This is a genomic window from Aliisedimentitalea scapharcae (genome assembly GCF_045277565.1).
GTDB classification, from domain to species: Bacteria; Pseudomonadota; Alphaproteobacteria; order Rhodobacterales; family Rhodobacteraceae; genus Aliisedimentitalea; species Aliisedimentitalea scapharcae.
Genome location: NZ_CP123584.1, coordinates 3,007,862 through 3,023,505, shown reverse-complemented (window position 1 = coordinate 3,023,505; position 15,644 = coordinate 3,007,862). Strand labels below are relative to the sequence as shown.

General features: G+C 60.0%; 16 protein-coding genes. 6 read left to right on the top strand and 10 right to left on the bottom strand.

The features are described from left to right. Positions 1-120 precede the first annotated feature (120 nt). From QEZ52_RS14135 to cobA, 6 genes are all read right to left on the bottom strand, one after another. Positions 121-984 carry a ferredoxin--NADP reductase gene (locus QEZ52_RS14135; protein ID WP_406645039.1) on the bottom strand — a complete coding sequence of 288 codons (864 nt, stop codon included), beginning with the start codon at positions 982-984 and terminating at the stop codon, positions 121-123. 151 nt (positions 985-1,135) lie between these two features. Continuing rightward, a complete protein-coding gene (locus QEZ52_RS14130) occupies positions 1,136-1,534 on the bottom strand; it encodes a DUF934 domain-containing protein (RefSeq protein ID WP_406645038.1) in 399 nt (132 codons plus the stop codon). After that, the gene (locus QEZ52_RS14125; protein WP_406650493.1) at positions 1,531-2,301 is read right to left on the bottom strand and encodes a phosphoadenylyl-sulfate reductase; all 771 of its coding nucleotides are present in this window, start codon (positions 2,299-2,301) and stop codon (positions 1,531-1,533) included. Before QEZ52_RS14125 ends, QEZ52_RS14130 begins: the two co-directional genes overlap by 4 nt. A 5-nt stretch (positions 2,302-2,306) precedes the next feature. Then, positions 2,307-3,974, bottom strand: a complete 1,668-nt coding sequence (locus QEZ52_RS14120; protein ID WP_406645037.1) for a nitrite/sulfite reductase — start codon at positions 3,972-3,974, stop codon at positions 2,307-2,309. Continuing rightward, positions 3,967-4,275 (bottom strand): DUF2849 domain-containing protein, encoded by a 309-nt coding sequence (locus tag QEZ52_RS14115; protein WP_406645036.1) that lies wholly within the window; start codon positions 4,273-4,275, stop codon positions 3,967-3,969. Before QEZ52_RS14115 ends, QEZ52_RS14120 begins: the two co-directional genes overlap by 8 nt. Further along, a complete protein-coding gene (gene cobA, locus QEZ52_RS14110; protein WP_406650491.1) occupies positions 4,275-5,090 on the bottom strand; it encodes a uroporphyrinogen-III C-methyltransferase in 816 nt (271 codons plus the stop codon). Before cobA ends, QEZ52_RS14115 begins: the two co-directional genes overlap by 1 nt. Positions 5,091-5,237: 147 nt before the next feature. On the opposite strand from cobA, the gene QEZ52_RS14105 reads away from it, so the two are divergent. Further along, complete coding sequence (locus tag QEZ52_RS14105) at positions 5,238-5,705, top strand: Lrp/AsnC family transcriptional regulator (protein ID WP_406645035.1); 468 nt, start codon at positions 5,238-5,240, stop codon at positions 5,703-5,705. A 98-nt stretch (positions 5,706-5,803) separates the two neighbouring features. On the opposite strand, the gene QEZ52_RS14100 is transcribed toward QEZ52_RS14105, so the two are convergent. Next, a complete protein-coding gene (locus QEZ52_RS14100) occupies positions 5,804-6,988 on the bottom strand; it encodes a cytochrome P450 (protein WP_406645032.1) in 1,185 nt (394 codons plus the stop codon). A gap of 61 nt (positions 6,989-7,049) precedes the next feature. On the opposite strand from QEZ52_RS14100, the gene QEZ52_RS14095 reads away from it, so the two are divergent. From QEZ52_RS14095 to QEZ52_RS14075, 5 genes are all read left to right on the top strand, one after another. Then, positions 7,050-8,804 (top strand): ATP-binding protein, encoded by a 1,755-nt coding sequence (locus tag QEZ52_RS14095; protein ID WP_406645031.1) that lies wholly within the window; start codon positions 7,050-7,052, stop codon positions 8,802-8,804. Next, the gene (locus tag QEZ52_RS14090; RefSeq protein WP_406645029.1) at positions 8,801-10,030 is read left to right on the top strand and encodes a sigma-54 dependent transcriptional regulator; all 1,230 of its coding nucleotides are present in this window, start codon (positions 8,801-8,803) and stop codon (positions 10,028-10,030) included. The genes QEZ52_RS14095 and QEZ52_RS14090 overlap by 4 nt, the downstream gene beginning before the upstream one ends. 387 nt (positions 10,031-10,417) lie before the next feature. Beyond that, on the top strand, positions 10,418-11,419 hold the full coding sequence (locus tag QEZ52_RS14085) for a DctP family TRAP transporter solute-binding subunit (protein ID WP_406645027.1): 1,002 nt from the start codon (positions 10,418-10,420) through the stop codon (positions 11,417-11,419). Between the two features lie 105 nt (positions 11,420-11,524). After that, positions 11,525-12,202 carry a TRAP transporter small permease gene (locus QEZ52_RS14080; protein ID WP_406645026.1) on the top strand — a complete coding sequence of 226 codons (678 nt, stop codon included), beginning with the start codon at positions 11,525-11,527 and terminating at the stop codon, positions 12,200-12,202. Beyond that, positions 12,202-13,578, top strand: a complete 1,377-nt coding sequence (locus tag QEZ52_RS14075; protein WP_406645024.1) for a TRAP transporter large permease — start codon at positions 12,202-12,204, stop codon at positions 13,576-13,578. The genes QEZ52_RS14080 and QEZ52_RS14075 overlap by 1 nt, the downstream gene beginning before the upstream one ends. A gap of 136 nt (positions 13,579-13,714) precedes the next feature. On the opposite strand, the gene tpiA is transcribed toward QEZ52_RS14075, so the two are convergent. From tpiA to QEZ52_RS14060, 3 genes are all read right to left on the bottom strand, one after another. Next, a complete protein-coding gene (gene tpiA / locus QEZ52_RS14070; RefSeq protein ID WP_406645023.1) occupies positions 13,715-14,470 on the bottom strand; it encodes a triose-phosphate isomerase in 756 nt (251 codons plus the stop codon). A gap of 279 nt (positions 14,471-14,749) precedes the next feature. Next, positions 14,750-15,109, bottom strand: a complete 360-nt coding sequence (locus tag QEZ52_RS14065; protein WP_406645021.1) for an iron-sulfur cluster assembly accessory protein — start codon at positions 15,107-15,109, stop codon at positions 14,750-14,752. Positions 15,110-15,272: 163 nt separating this feature from the next. Continuing rightward, entirely contained in the window at positions 15,273-15,635 is a 363-nt protein-coding gene (locus QEZ52_RS14060) for a DUF59 domain-containing protein (RefSeq protein ID WP_406645020.1), read from the bottom strand. Positions 15,636-15,644 lie beyond the last annotated feature (9 nt).

The following is a 15,644-nucleotide window of genomic DNA, read 5'->3' as shown; positions in this document are numbered from 1 at the left end:
GCGGTGTCGGGAGCGCGAATTCATCCCAGTGGGCGGGGCAAGCGTCAAAGCGCCCGGAACCAAAACAAAAAGCCGCGCTTTGGACAAAGCGCGGCCTGGTGTGGTGGGATGTGATCGGGATCAGTCCAGAAACGCCTTTTCCACAACATATTGCGCGGGTTTGGAATTGGCACCTTCTTCGAGACCGGCAGCTTCGAGCATGGCCTTGAGTTCGAGATTGAACGCCAGGTTGCCACAGATCATGGCGCGATCATTGTCGGGGCACAGCGGGGCCACGCCCAGATCCTTGTAGGCTTCGCCCGAGTTGATCAGATCGGTGATCCGGCCCATCTTGGGGCTCTCTTCGCGGGTGGTGGTGGGATAGTATTTGATCTTCTTCCAGAAGCCTTCGCCGATGACTTCGTTCAGCAGCTCGTCTTCCTTCAGCCCTTCGATCAGCTCGCGGCCATAGGTCAGCTCGCCCACGGTGCGGCAGGTGTGGGTGATGATGACCTCGTCGTAATCCTCGTAGGTCTGCGGTTCGCGCAGCAGCGAGGCAAAGGGGGCAAAGCCGGTGCCGGTGGCAAAGAACCACAGACGTTTGCCCGGGATCAGCGCGTCATGCACCAGGGTGCCGACAGGTTTGGGGCGCAGGATGACTTCGTCGCCGACCTTGATGTGCTGCAATTTCGAGGTCAGCGGGCCGTCTTCGACCTTGATCGAATAGAACTCCATTTCCTCGTCCCAGCTGGGCGAGGCGATGGAATAGGCGCGCAGCAGCGGTTTTTGCTTGCCTGTTTTCGGGTCGGGGTCGCCCATCAGGCCGATCATCACGAATTCACCGGACCGAAAACGCAGCGACGCAGGCCGCGTGCAGCGAAACCGGAACAGCCGGTCCGTGTAATGCTGTACCTCTGTCACGGTCTGTGCATCGGGCAGGGTGGGAACGGCTTTGACGGGTTTGACGTCTGTTGCGGCTTCGGTCACGGGCGTAATCTCGTTCATCGGTTGCATCTGCCAGTCTGAATAACCGGCACCTCAGATTAATCTTTGACATAGGTCAGGGAAAGCACCAATTGCGCAAACCCGGTTCCCTACTGACGCAGGGGAACCAGGTTTGCGCGGGGGGAGTGGGCAAGTCCCGGTGAGCGGTGGTCTATTTGGCGGCGCGGCCGCGCAGGCGCGCCTGATAGTTGTGGTCCTGCCAATTGGCGCGCGCCAGCCACTGATCTTCGGGCTGGCGGGTGGCCAGATCATCGCTGATCTCGACTTCGTCAAAGCCGGAGCGGCGCGCCATGGCATATTGATCGGAAATCACGTGGCCCTGGGCACGCAGGCGACCCTGATAGCCAGCCAGGCGCAGCTGGCGCGCGATGGTAAAACCGCGGCCATCGGCAAACGACGGAAAGGCCACTCGGACCATATCGACGCCATCCAGCTGGCCGACAACCTGGGCCGGGTCTGCATCCGAGGTCAGGTCCAGCGCGTTGGCGGCGTCAAAGTCACCTTTCCAGGTATCCGGGCCAAAGCCCGTATCAGTTACGAGTACAGTCATTGATCTGCTCCTGTGCGGACGGGTTTGCCATTCACGAAATGAATGCCGCATTCGACCTTGTTCTGGTTGCGCCAACGCCCGGCGCGGGGGTCTTCGCCTTCCTTGACCGGAGATGTGCAGGGGGCACAGCCGATCGAGGGATACCCCTGGGCCACCAGAGGGTGACGGGGCAGGCGGTTTTCTTCCATATAGGCACGCACGTCTTCGGGGGCCCAATGGGCCAGCGGGTTGACCTTGATCCGGCCAGTGTTGCCTTCTTCGACCTCAAAGAAGTCCAGCGTGGCGCGGGTGCCGGCCTGAAACCGTTTGCGTCCGGTGATCCAGCCGTCAAACCCGTTCAGCGCGTTTTGCAGCGGCGCGGTCTTGCGCAGGGCACAGCAGGCGTCGGTATCGCTGAGCCGCAATGCCCCATAAGGGTCCTTTTGGGCGATATCGTCGGCGGTGATGACCTGAACGTTCCGCAACCCCAGACGTTCGCTGACGTCCTGTTGGTAGATCAGCGTTTCGGTGAACAGCAACTGGGTGTCGATGAACAGGACCGGGGTCATCTGGTCAACGACCGCTGCCATATGCAACAGCACCACCGATTCCGCCCCAAAGCTGGACACCAGCGCCACATGGCCCGCATGTTCCAACGCCCCCTGCATCACCGAGGTGGCGGAATGGTGGCGGAACCTGTCGTTCAGCTCGGCCACCTTCTGGACCAGCGCCGGATCGTCCGGGCGCTGCGGATCGGGCGCTGCGATGTGATCCTGGATCAATACCATCGTGTTCACGCCACTTTCTTCTGGGTTTCTGGATAGAGGGCTGTCTTGAACGGATCCATCCCAACGCGGGTATAGGTTTCCAGAAAGGTTTCGTCGGCGTTGTCGCGCAGATCCAGATAGGCATAGACGATGCGTTCGATCGCCGGAACGATCTGATCATAGGCAAAGCCGGGACCGGTGCGCGTGCCAATGGCCGCGTTTTCGGTGGCGTCGCCGCCCAGGGTGATCTGGTAGTTTTCCACGCCGGCGCGATCCAGCCCCAGAATGCCGATGTGGCCTACATGGTGGTGACCACAGGCGTTGATGCAGCCCGAGATCTTGATCTGGAGATGCCCGATGTCATGCTCGAGCTTCAATTCGTCAAACCGGAGCGCGATCTGCTGGGCCACGGGAATGGCGCGTGCGGTTGCCAGGGCACAGTAGTCCATGCCGGGGCAGGCGATGATGTCGCTGATCAGGCCGATGTTGGCCGTGCCCAGCCCGTGTTCTTTGAGCGTGGCATGAATCGCCGGCAGGTCCGATTTATGCACATGCGGCAGGATCACGTTCTGTTCGTGGCTGATGCGCAATTCGTCATAGCCGTATTGTTCGGCCAGATCGGCCATCACCCGCATCTGATCGGCGGATGCATCACCCGGAGTCTGACCGTGGGCCTTGATCGAAATGGTGACGATCGCATGATCGGCGTCGCGGTGCTCGCTTAGGTTGGTGTCCGCCCAGGACCGGAACACCGGATCGGCGTCATAGGCCCAGGAATAGGCATCGGTTGACCCCTTGCGGAATTCCGGCGGTGTGAAATGCGCGCTGATTTCAGCAAACAGCTCTTGGTCCGCGCCACTATAGGTGGGCAGGATCAGCGCAAAGCGTTCTTCGACCTTGGCGCGGATGGTTTCGAGACCCAATTCGTGCACGGTGATCTTGATCCGGGCCTTGTATTTGTTGTCGCGCCGCCCGATTTGGTTCCAGACCGAAACCACGGTTTCGATATAGGGCAGCAGCTGTTCGCGCGGCAGGAAGTCGCGCAGCACCTGACCGATCATCGGGGTACGACCCAACCCGCCACCGATCAGGATCTGATAGCCGATTTCACCGGCGTCATTGCGCACAACGCGCACCGCCAGGTCGTGCGCCTTGGTCACGGCGCGGTCCTTTTCACCACCGGAGACGGCGATTTTGAACTTGCGCCCCATGAACTGATATTCCGGGTGGTCGGTGGACCACTGGCGGATCAGCTCGGCAATCGGGCGGGGGTCTTCGATTTCATCGGCAGCAGCCCCGGCGAAATGATCGGCAGTGGTGTTGCGGATCGTGTTGCCCGACGTCTGGATGGCGTGCAGTTCGACGTCGGCCAGCGCGTCCAGCATGTCCGGGACATCTGTCAGTTTGGGCCAGTTGTACTGGATGTTCTGACGGGTGGTGAAATGGCCATACCCCTTGTCCCATTTTTCGGCCAGCAGCGCCAGCTGGCGCATCTGGGCCGAATTCAGGGTGCCATAGGGGATCGCGACCCGCAGCATGTAGGCGTGCAGCTGCAGATACAGGCCGTTCATCAGGCGCAGGGGTTTGAATTCGTCCTCGGTGAGCGAGCCGTCGATGCGGCGTGCGACCTGGGCCCGGAACTGAGCGTTGCGTTCGGCCAGAAAGGCGCTGTCAAAGTCGTTGTACTTATACATTGGCTTGCGCCTCCTGCTTGCCGTGGGCGTAGTTCGAAGGGCCGGTGCGGCGGAAATCTTCGCGGAAGTGGGTGGGTTCCGGGCCGTTCAGCCCCGGTTTGGCATCGGCCAGATAGGCACCAACGACGCGCACGGCCTGACGTTGCGCGTCCAGCAGACGGATCTGTGCATCGGCTTCGTCAGTGATCAATTCGGCCTCGGCCAGATTGCGGGTCCAGCTGTCATCGGCCGTCATATAGATCACATCGCCTTCGATCAGATCGTTGGCGGTGACGACTTTTGGGGTGAATGCGCGGGCCATTATGCAAGCTCCATCTTGAGATCGGTGAGGGCGGCGACGCTTGCGCGTGGGGCCAGTCCCAGAAAAGTGAGCGCCGGACCGTCAAAGCGGGCCTCGGCGAGATCGTTGGCCAGATGGCCCAGGGTTGTCTCGAGCACCCGCTGATCGCGGCGAGATGCGTTTTCGATCACGGTCACAGGCGTGGTGCGATCACCGCCATGCATGATCAGGCGGCCCTGAACGAAGCGGGCGGATTTCTTGCCCATGTAGATGGCGGCAACTGCGCCCGGACGCGCCAGCGCGACCCAATCGTGATCGGCAAAGCCCTGGACATCATGGCCGGTCAGGAACCGCACGGATGAATTGCGCCCACGTTGGGTCAGGCTTTGACCAATCCCGGCCACGGCAGCCGATGCGGCGGTGATGCCGGGCACGATCGTGAACCCGATCCCGGCGGCTTCGACCGCGGTGAGCTCTTCGTCCAGACGGCCAAAGATGGTGGGGTCGCCCGACTTCAGACGCACGACCTTTTTGCCGGCCAGGGCATGAACCACCAGGCGGGCACAGATGTCGTCCTGGCTGATCTGGGGGCCAAACCCCTCCTTGCCGACATTTTCCAACGCCGCGTCCGGTCCGGCCAGGGCCAGGATCTCGTCGCTGACCAGACGATCAAACAGGATCACATCCGCGTCCTGAAGCGCGCGCAGCGCCTTGACGGTCAGCAGATCCGGATCACCGGGGCCAGAGCCGACAAACGCGACCTGACCGGCACACAGACAGGACAATCCGGCCCGGGTCGGCGCGGTTGTCGAAATGTCTGTTCCTGTGGCGGTCATGGCCATGCTCCGATTCCTGTGTTTGACTTGCGGTACTATATAGGAAATATTCCCACCAAATCGCTATATGCCGATCCAAATAAGGATGATTGTTCCAGGTGATTGGAAAATCGGATGGGTTGGTCCTGAAAACTGAGGAATACGAGAATGACGGTACGGATCGACGCCACGGATCGGAAAATTTTGGCGGAGCTGCAACGCGATGCGGGGCAATCGCTGGACGAAATCGCCAAACAGGTGGGGTCTTCCAAGACCCCGGTGTGGAACAGAATCCGCAAATTGCGCGATGGCGGGGTGATTGGACAGCAGACTGTGGTGCTGGATGCCGAGGCGTTGGGATTCGAGGCCTGTTTCTTTGTTCTGATCCGAACATCGGAACATGAGGCGGATTGGCAGTCGCGGTTTCTCAAAGCGTTGCGTGACCGACCCGAGGTCCAGGAAGCACACCGGTTGGCGGGGGATATCGACTATATCCTCAAGGTGCGGGTGCAGAACGCGCGGGCCTATGACAAATTCTATCAGGCGCTGATTTCCGAGGTGCGGGTGCATAATGTCACCGCGTTGTTGTCGATGGAGGAAATCAAATCCACAACCATGCTGCCCATCGAAGCCTGACCCTGCCGAGGCTGCCCCGAGACCCAAGAGGCGGGCGCGACCCAGCGGTGTGCTTGCGCATGCTGTTGTTCAAGCTGCACCGAGGCACCGCCCAAGAATTATGTGGTTGAAACCATCAGCCGGGACAGTCCGTGAAAGTGATAGGTGTTGCTGTAACGGGGGGCGGCGGCGAGACGCAGACCGGGGCAGCGGTCAAACAGGATCGGCAGGGCGACCTGCAGTTCGAGACGGGCCAGCGGTGCCCCGACACAAAAATGCAATCCGCCACCAAAGGCAACATTGGTTTTGGCGCGGCGGGTCGGGTCAAAGTCATCCGGATCGTCGCAGACGGCCGGGTCGCGATTGGCCGCGCCCAGCAGCAGAGCCACCTGATCGCCGCGTTTCAACGTGTGGCCAAAGATGTCGACGTCCTCATAGGCATAGCGGGTGAACATATGCAGGGGCGGATCAAAGCGCAGGATTTCCTCGACCGTGTTCTCTATTGCTTCGGGGGTCAGCCAGACCGGGTCCGGACCATGTTCCAGAAGGGTTTTGACGCCATTGCCCAAGCCATGAACCGACGCCTCGTGCCCGGCATTCAGCAGCAGGATGCAGGTCGAGATCAATTCGTCCGTGGACAACCGGTCACCGTCTTCTGTGGCTGCGATCAGGCGGGTGATCAGGTCATCGCGCGGGTCTGTGCGACGCTGTTCAATATAGTCGCGCAAATAGCCGGAAAATGCCGCTGCCGCCTGTCCGGCCTGGTGTTCGATCGCCTCAGAGCGGCGCGCCTGATACATCGCCACCATGGCGTGCGACCACTCCAGAACCTGCGGGGCCATGGTTTCGGGCACGCCCAAGAGGCGGCAGACGGCGATGACGGGGATCTGAACGCAATAGGCATCCAGCAGATCAAAGGGGGCATCAGAAAATTGATCTATCAACTGGTGGCACAGGGATTCGAGCCCCGGCTTCAGCGCTTCGACTTCGCGCGAGGTAAAGGCACGCAGCACCAGTTTGCGCAATCGTGTGTGGCTGGGAGGCTCCAGTTCGAGCATCGAGTGGTCTTCGACGTCATAGAACGGTTTGAGGTGATCGGGGGCAGCTTGTCTGAGTTCGGGCGGAACTTCGCGCCCCAGCCGCCGGTCCCGCAACAAAACATGCACGGCGGCATGTTTGAAGGCGGCCGGCATCCCGTAATCTTCCCAAAACTGCAGTCCCCCCTGCGCCCGTGTCGCCGCATAGAACGGATAGGGATTCTGGACGAATTCAGGATCAAGCGGGGATTGGCGTATGGTTTTCATGGCGCGACATTTGCGCGGACGCACTGGTCAATGCAAGGGCGGCTTTGGTACGGTTCGATCCATGACTGATTTTCGATGGCATAGACGATGGATCGTTCTGGGGTTCGCCCTGATCATGGCGGGCATAACCGGCGCTGTCTGGTCCTATGGGTATCGCCAGGCGCTGGATCAACTGGCGTTGCAGGCCGAGGCGGATCTGGCGCTGGCCAGTGACCGGTTGTCGACCCAGTTGCAGGTGTATCAGGAACTGGCCGTTTTGATGGCGGATCATCCGGGCCTGCAAGGCCTGCAAGACGATGTGGCCCGGCGTGCAACGGCGCAGGCCCTGTTGGTGGAAGTTGCGGACAAGACCGGCGCGCTGGATGTGGCGTTTGCCAACGCGCAGGGGCGGGTTCTGGTCGCCGCGCAACAGGTGTCAGGGGCGGATGTGTCGCGATCCATTGCGTTCCAACGGGCGATGCACGGGGCACTGGGGAGCGAACACGGGATCTTTGGGTCGCCGGGTCGGCGCGCCTATGTCTATGCGTCGCCGGTGTTTGAACCGGACGGCGCGGTGCGCGGCGTTGTGGTTGTGACGGCGGATGTCGAAGACGTGGAACAGACATGGCGTGGGTCGTTGCCTGCCGTGTTTTTTACCGATGACCGGAACGAAGTGTTCATCTCGAACCGGTCGGAATTGCTGTTTTGGCACCGCCCGCAGGCAGGAGGGGGATTGGTTCCCGGTGATGGTGAGCCCCCGGAATTTCGCGCTTGGCGTGTTGGAGGGCATGAGATCTGGCAGCTCGGGTGGGGACCCTATCTGCCCCGGACCGGGTTGCATCAGGCGGTCGATCTGCCGGTGATCGGCATGGTGGGCGAAATCCTGGTCGATGTTGCGCCGGCGCGTCGGATCGCCTGGTTGCAGGCTGCCGCGCTGGGCGCTGTGTTTCTGGCCTTTGGTGCGATGTTATACATGACCACGGAGCGACGCCGGGCATTGGCCGAGGTCAATGCCGCGCTGGAGGGGAGAGTGCATGAGCGCACACGGGCCCTGTCGGTGGCCAACGAACAGCTGCGCCGCGAGATTGGCGAACGCAGGGAGGCCGAAGCCGCCCTGAAACAGGCCCAGGCCGAATTGGTCCAGGCGGGCAAATTGAGCGCGTTGGGTCAAATGTCGGCCGGGATCAGCCATGAGCTGAACCAGCCGTTGATGGCAATTCAACAGTTTGCAGACAATGGCATGGCGTTCATGCAGCGGGGCAAGACCGGCAAGGCAGGCGAAAATCTGGGGCGGATATCCGAAATGGCCGCACGGATGGCGCGGATTATTAAAAACCTGCGTGCCTTTGCCCGAAATGAAAGCGAACCCATGGGCAAGGTGGATCTGGTGCAGGTGATTGCCACAGCCACGGAATTGACCGAAGCGCGGCTGCGCAGTGACGCGGTGACGCTGGAGTGGACACCGCCAATGGGCCCGGTGTTTGCCTGGGGCGGCGATGTGCGTCTGGTGCAGGTGTTTGTCAATCTGATCAACAATGCCGCCGACGCCATGGTGGGGCGGGCGGACAAACGCATCAGCGTGACACTGGACACGGGTGACCGGCTGAGCGTGACCGTGCGCGACACGGGTCCCGGTATTGCCGATCCGGAGAAGATCTTTGAGCCGTTCTATACGACGCGGGCGGTGGGATCATCGGAAGGCATGGGTTTGGGGCTGTCGATCTCTTATGGGTTGGTGCAAAGCTTTGGCGGCAAGATTGGCGGCGTAAACGCGCCCGGAGGCGGGGCGGTGTTCACCGTCGAATTGGAATACTGGTCCGAGGAGAAAGCCGCATGACGCGCAAGGTTCTGGTGGTGGATGATGACGCCGATATCCGCGAGGCATTGGGCCAGACGCTGGAATTGGCCGATCTGGAAGCGATCACCAGCGGGTCGTTTGTGGCGGCCAAGGATTTGATCACGTCGGGGTTTGACGGGGTGATCGTGTCCGATATCCGGATGCCGGGGCGGGACGGGTTCCATTTGCTGGAGTATGCCCATGCTCAGGATGCAGAGCTGCCGGTGATCCTGTTGACCGGCGAGGGCGACATTCCGATGGCGGTGCGGGCCATGGGGCAGGGGGCGTTTGATTTTCTGGAAAAACCCTGCGCGTCTGCGGATCTGTTGGCGGTTCTGGAACGCGCGCTCAAGACCCGGTCGCTGGTGTTGGAAAACCGCCAGTTGAAACGTCAGCTGGAAAGCGGGGATCCGGCGGCGCGGCTGTTGTTCGGGGTTTCGCAACAGGCCGATGACCTGCGGGCGCGGGTGCGCAGCGTCGCCCCGACCGGGGCAGAGGTTTTGGTGATCGGCCCCTCGGGCAGCGGTATTTCAAAGGTGGCAGAGGTGGTTCATCTGATGTCGCCCGTGGGGCAGGGGCCGTTTGTCAAACGCTCTGCGGCAGGGATGACGGACAAGGGGTTTGCCGCCCTGTGTGAGGAAGGCGCGGGCGGGTCGGTGTTTCTGGACGATGTTTCGGCAATGCCAACGGCGACGCAATACACGGTGTTGGAGCGACTGGAGCGGGGGGCGGGCACCCGGGTTATTGCCGGTACCACCACGGATCTGTCCGAGCTGGTTGCACAGGGCGGTTTTCATGCCGAGCTGTTTTATCGGCTGGATGTGATGCGGGTGCGGATCCCGTCGCTGGCAGAGCGGCGCGAGGATATCCCGGTGATTTTTCGCCACTATGTGGCGCAGGCCGCCGAACAGGCAGGGATTGATACACCAGAAGTCACACCCGACCATCTGGTCGCTTTGATGGCGCAGGAGTGGCCGGGCAATGCACGGTCGCTGATGTCGGCAGCGATGCGGTTTGTGCTGGGGATGCCCGAGGAAGTCGGACAGGCGCAGGATCTGGGGCTGTCGGAACAGATGGCCCAGGTGGAACGCTCGTTGTTGATCGCGGCTCTGGGGCGCCAGAATGGTCGGGCGACTGCGGCCGCCGAGGCGCTGAAACTGCCGCGCAAGACCTTTTATGACAAGCTGGCCCGGTATGGCATTCGCCCCGAGGACTATCGGCGCTGACGCGGCAGGTCGCCGGGGCCTCCGGCACCCCGACGCCGCATCAACAGATGCGGCCCCATGGGCCTTGGGCCTGGCGGCCCGTGGCCAAGGACAGCCAGGCCAAAGGCGAGATGTGGTGATTCTGACAGACCGGGGGCAGGAAGTGGCCTGTGCGAAAATCCGCACAAGCTGCAAAACACCTGTGCGGATTTTCACACAGGCCCGGTATCATGCATGTGCCCCGCTTCTTTCGGATTCCGGTAGATCGCTGTAAATAAATGGTTTTCCATCCATTTCGGGATAATGCGGATCGAAGCTTGAGCGGTTCTCGCTAAATCGTGATTTTGGTGGCGAGGCCCTTTGCCGCCTGGCAAGGGGACGACCATGACACTTCTGGGAGGAGCAACCATGAAATTTCTTACTGCTACGGCTATCGCAACCGCATTGACCATCACTGCAGGCACCGCACAGGCCGCCTGTGATGACGGCGAGATCGTGATCAAGTTCAGCCACGTTACCAACACAGACAAACACCCCAAAGGGATCGCAGCATCGCTGTTGGAGACCCGCATCAACGAAGAGATGAACGGCACCGCCTGTATGGAGGTGTTCCCGAACTCGACGTTGTACAATGATAACAAGGTGCTCGAAGCCATGTTGCAGGGCGATGTGCAACTGGCCGCGCCCAGCCTGTCGAAATTCGAGAAATTCACCAAGCAGTTCCGTCTGTTCGATCTGCCATTCATGTTCAAGAACGTCGATGCCGTCGATGCCTTTCAGGCGTCGGACAGCGGGCAGGCCCTGCTGGACAGCATGCAGCGCCGTGGCCTGCAGGGTCTGGCCTATTGGCACAATGGCATGAAACAGATGTCGGCCAACAAGCCGCTGGTGTCTCCGTCGGATGCCAATGGATTGAAATTCCGGGTCCAATCGTCTGATGTGCTGGTTGCACAGATGGAAGCCATCGGGGGCAGCCCGCAGAAAATGGCGTTTTCCGAAGTCTATGGTGCCCTGCAGCAGGGCGTTGTCGATGGACAGGAAAACACCTGGTCCAACATCTACGGCAAGAAGTTCTTTGAAGTGCAGGACGGCGTGACCGAAACCAACCACGGCATCATTGATTACCTAGTGGTGACCAGCGTTGACTGGCTCGACAGCCTGGATCCGGCCGTACGTGACCAGTTCCTGACCATTCTGGGCGAAGTCACCCAGGTGCGGAATGCCGAATCCACTGCTGTGAACGAAGCCGCCAAACAGTCGATCGTCGAAGCCGGTGGTGAAATCCGTCAACTGAACGGCGAGCAGCGCCAGGAATGGGTCGATACCATGCGCCCGGTCTGGGAGCAGTTCTCGGGCGATGTCGGCCAGGACAATATCGACGCCGCTCAGGCCATCAACGCGGGCCTCTGAACCCGCCGATGACACAGAGCGCGCAACTTGGGCGCGCTCTGTGCACTTTGGCACCTGCGACAGGTGCCACCTTTTCCAGACAATCAACAAGCGGGGACACGTGCGATGTCGGGGGCAAAAACCGGCCCGTCCGGGTTTATTAATCATATCGAAGAGACGGTGATCGCCGGGCTGATCGGCCTGATGACAATTATCACATTCGCCAATGTCGTGGCGCGTTTCGCCTTCAATTCAAACATTCTGTGGGCCCTGGAACTGACCGTGTTCCTGTTTGCCTGGCTGGTGCTTTTGGGCGCATCCTATGCGGTCAAGACCCATGCCCATCTGGGGGTCGATGCGATCCTGAACATGTTGACACCAGGACCGCGCCGGGTATTGGCGTTGATTTCAGTCACCTGCTGTCTGGTGTTTTCGCTGCTGTTGCTGAAAGGGGCCTATGACTATTGGGCGGTGTTTGCAGACCTGCCGCCCACCTCGGGGCGCTGGTTCCCGACTGGACTGGATCTCAAGGCCCGCAGCCAGAGTTTTTACGAGGTGCAGGACGTGCCCATGGTTGGTTTCCTGCGGTTTCTCGAAGATCTGATCAACTATGGCGACGCCTATGAAAAGCTGCCCAAGGTGGTGCCGTATCTGGTGCTGCCGGTGTCGATGCTGCTGTTGGTGTTCCGCTTTGGCCAGGTGGCCCTGCAGATCCTGCGCGGCGAAACGGATCGCATGGTGGCCAGCCACGAAGTCGAAGATGAACTGGAGGAAATCCGGTCCCAGAATGAGGGGAAAAACTGATGGATGTCGTCCTCCTATTTTCAATGGTGATTGGCCTCCTGCTGATCGGGGTGCCGATCGCTGTGGCTCTGGGGCTCAGTTCGACCCTGTTTCTGCTGATCTATTCGGACAGTTCGTTGGCCTCGGTCGCGGGAACATTGTTCGAAGCATTCGAGGGCCACTTTACCCTCCTGGCGATCCCGTTCTTTATCCTTGCCTCTTCGTTCATGACCACTGGTGGTGTGGCACGGCGGATCATCCGGTTCTCCATCGCCTGTGTCGGGCATCTGCCCGGCGGTCTGGCCATTGCAGGGGTCTTTGCCTGCATGATGTTCGCGGCGCTGTCCGGGTCGTCCCCGGCAACCGTGGTGGCCATCGGGTCAATCGTGATCGCGGGCATGCGTCAGGTCGGGTATTCCAAGGAATTTGCCGCTGGTGTCATCTGTAACGCGGGCACATTGGGCATCCTGATCCCGCCATCGATCGTGATGGTTGTTTACGCGGCTGCGGTCGAAGTGTCAGTGGGCCGGATGTTCCTGGCAGGCGTGATCCCCGGTCTGCTTGCAGGTGTCATGTTGATGGTGACCATCTTTATCATGGCCAAGGTCAAGAATCTGCCGAAAGGCGAATGGTTGGGCTGGGGAGAAATCTTCACCTCGGCGCGTGAAGCCGGTTGGGGATTGTTCCTGATCGTGATCATCCTGGGCGGGATCTATGGGGGCATCTTTACCCCGACCGAAGCCGCGGCTGTGGCGGCTGTCTATTCCTTTGTGATCGCGTGTTTCGTCTACAAGGACATGGGGCCGCTTTCGAATGGTGAAGGTCAGCCCAAGATCCCGCTGATCAAGAAGCCCAAAGCGCTGATCACTGCATTTTTTGACCCCGACACCAAACACACGCTGTTTGAGGCGGGCAAGCTGACGGTGACCTTGTTGTTTGTCATCGCCAACGCGCTGATCCTGAAGCATGTTCTGACCGATGAACAGGTGCCGCAGACCATTGCCAATGCGATGTTGTCAGCGGGCTTTGGTCCGGTGATGTTCCTGGTGATTGTCAATGTGATCCTGTTGATCGGTGGTCAGTTCATGGAACCGTCGGGATTGTTGGTCATTGTCGCACCGTTGGTGTTTCCGATCGCCATTGAATTGGGCATTGATCCCATTCACCTGGGCATCATCATGGTGGTGAACATGGAGATCGGAATGATCACACCGCCGGTTGGTTTGAACCTGTTCGTGACGTCGGGGGTCGCAGGGATGCCGATGATGAGTGTTGTGCGCGCAGCTTTGCCGTTCCTGGCGGTGCTGTTTGTCTTCCTGATCCTGGTGACCTATGTGCCTTGGCTATCCACAGTGTTGCCCAACGCCGTGATGGGGCCTGAGATCATAACCCATTGATCAAAGGCGAGGTCAAAAAGAAAACCGCTGTCCGGGTCTCCCGGGCAGCGGTTTTCTTTTGGTGGTGCAAATTTCTTGGAAAGAAATTTGACAAGAAAATTATCTAATTTTCTTGTGCCCCTGGCCTTCGAAGGGGTCAGGCACCGATGGTTTCAAGGGCCTGAATGATTGGGGAAAAATCTCCGGCCTTCAAACTGGCGCCACCGACCAAGGCACCGTCCACATTGGAAACGGCAAATATATCGGCAGCATTTCCAGGCTTGACCGACCCGCCATAGAGCAGACGCACGGACCGCCCAACTCCGGTACCGAACCGGCGTTCCAGACGGGCGCGGATGAAATCGTGCACTTCGCCGATCTGTTCCAATGTAGGCACCTTGCCAGTGCCAATGGCCCAGATCGGTTCATAGGCAATGACCAGGTTTTCGCCCGTGACGATATCTGGGATGGATCCAGCCAATTGACCGGCAATAATGTCGAGCGTATTGGCTGCCTCTCGTTCGGCCAGGCTCTCACCAACACAGATGATTGCGAGCAGACCGGCGTCTATCGCAGCTCGGGCTTTGGCTCGTACGTGTTCATCGCCTTCATCATGATTTTCGCGGCGTTCCGAATGCCCGACAATGACAGCTGTTGCACCGGCATCCAGCAACATATCGGCACTGATGTCACCGGTATGCGCTCCGGACTGGGCGGGGTGGCAATCCTGTCCGCCAATTGCGATCGCACTGTCCGAAACGGTTTGGGCGGCACGATGCAACAAGGTCGCGGGCGGGCAAATCAGGATATCCACGCCTGGTGCCGAGTGGGCGGTGGCCAGTTTTTCGAGCTCGCCCAAGGCCGTGCTCTCGCCATTCATCTTCCAATTTCCAGCCGCCAGTTTACGCCGCATATCCTGCCTCTTTCTGAAGTCCTGATGTCTGGTAACATTCGATGCGCGCACGCGCAATTGCATGTCGCAGGCGCGGTGTTCGAAACGCTCCCGGGATGCTGCGATGCATTGGCTGTCGCCAATGCCCCTTGCATCTGTGGGCGTGGCGCTGCGCAAGATGCGCAGCGCCACGCCCAACGGGAGGAAAGCCTCCTTTGGGAGGCTGGACGACGGGCGGGAGTACCGCCTGCGCGGATATGGGAATGGAGCGGGGAGCAGGAGCGGAGATGGGCAGCGGCATCAGCCCTGCGCGACATCCTTGAAACTGATCGATTCCCCGCATCCGCAGGCATCTGCGACATTGGGGTTGTTGAACTTGAACCCGGCCTCCAGCAACGAGACTTCATAGTCGATTTCTGTACCGAACAGGAACATTTGTGCCATCGGTGCAATCATGACCCGCGCGTCGTCCTGTTCCACGATCTCATCGTGCGGATCTGGCTGGTCGACATATTCCATGGTGTATTCCATGCCGGCACAGCCGCCTTTTTTCACACCAATGCGCAGCCCGGCATGGCCGCCCTTGGTCATCAGCTTGCAGATCTGGGCTGCCGCGCGCGGCGTGATGGTGACGGCTTGTTTGCCGGGAATGCCAAACATGTTGATCTCCTGTTCAGGATCAATTTAGGAGCCCAAGGGGGCAGGCTCAAGTCCCAGTGACGCGCCGCAGCAAAATATACATGCCAGATACGGATTTCCGTGGCCGGTTTGTCACCAGTTTGTCACCGGTATGACGCTGGCGTGCGGGATCCGATCCATCCGATCACATGAATCCCAGTTCCAGGCGGGCTTCGTCGGACATCATTTCCATGCCCCAGGGCGGTTCCCAAACCAAAGCGATATCCACTGATTTCACACCAGCGACAGGCTCGATCGCGTCCTGAATCCAGCCCGGCATTTCCCCAGCAACCGGACATCCCGGCGCGGTCAGGGTCATCACGACGTTGACGTCATTTTCATCATTGATCTCAATCGTATAGATCAGACCCAGCTCAAAGATGTTGACCGGGATTTCCGGGTCATACACCGTGCGGCAGGCCTCGACCACCTGTTCATACAGCGGGTGGTGCACAGAAGACGGCGCAATCAGCGGCGTCCCTTCGAGCGGTTCGGGGGAGTTGGTCATTCGGGCCTC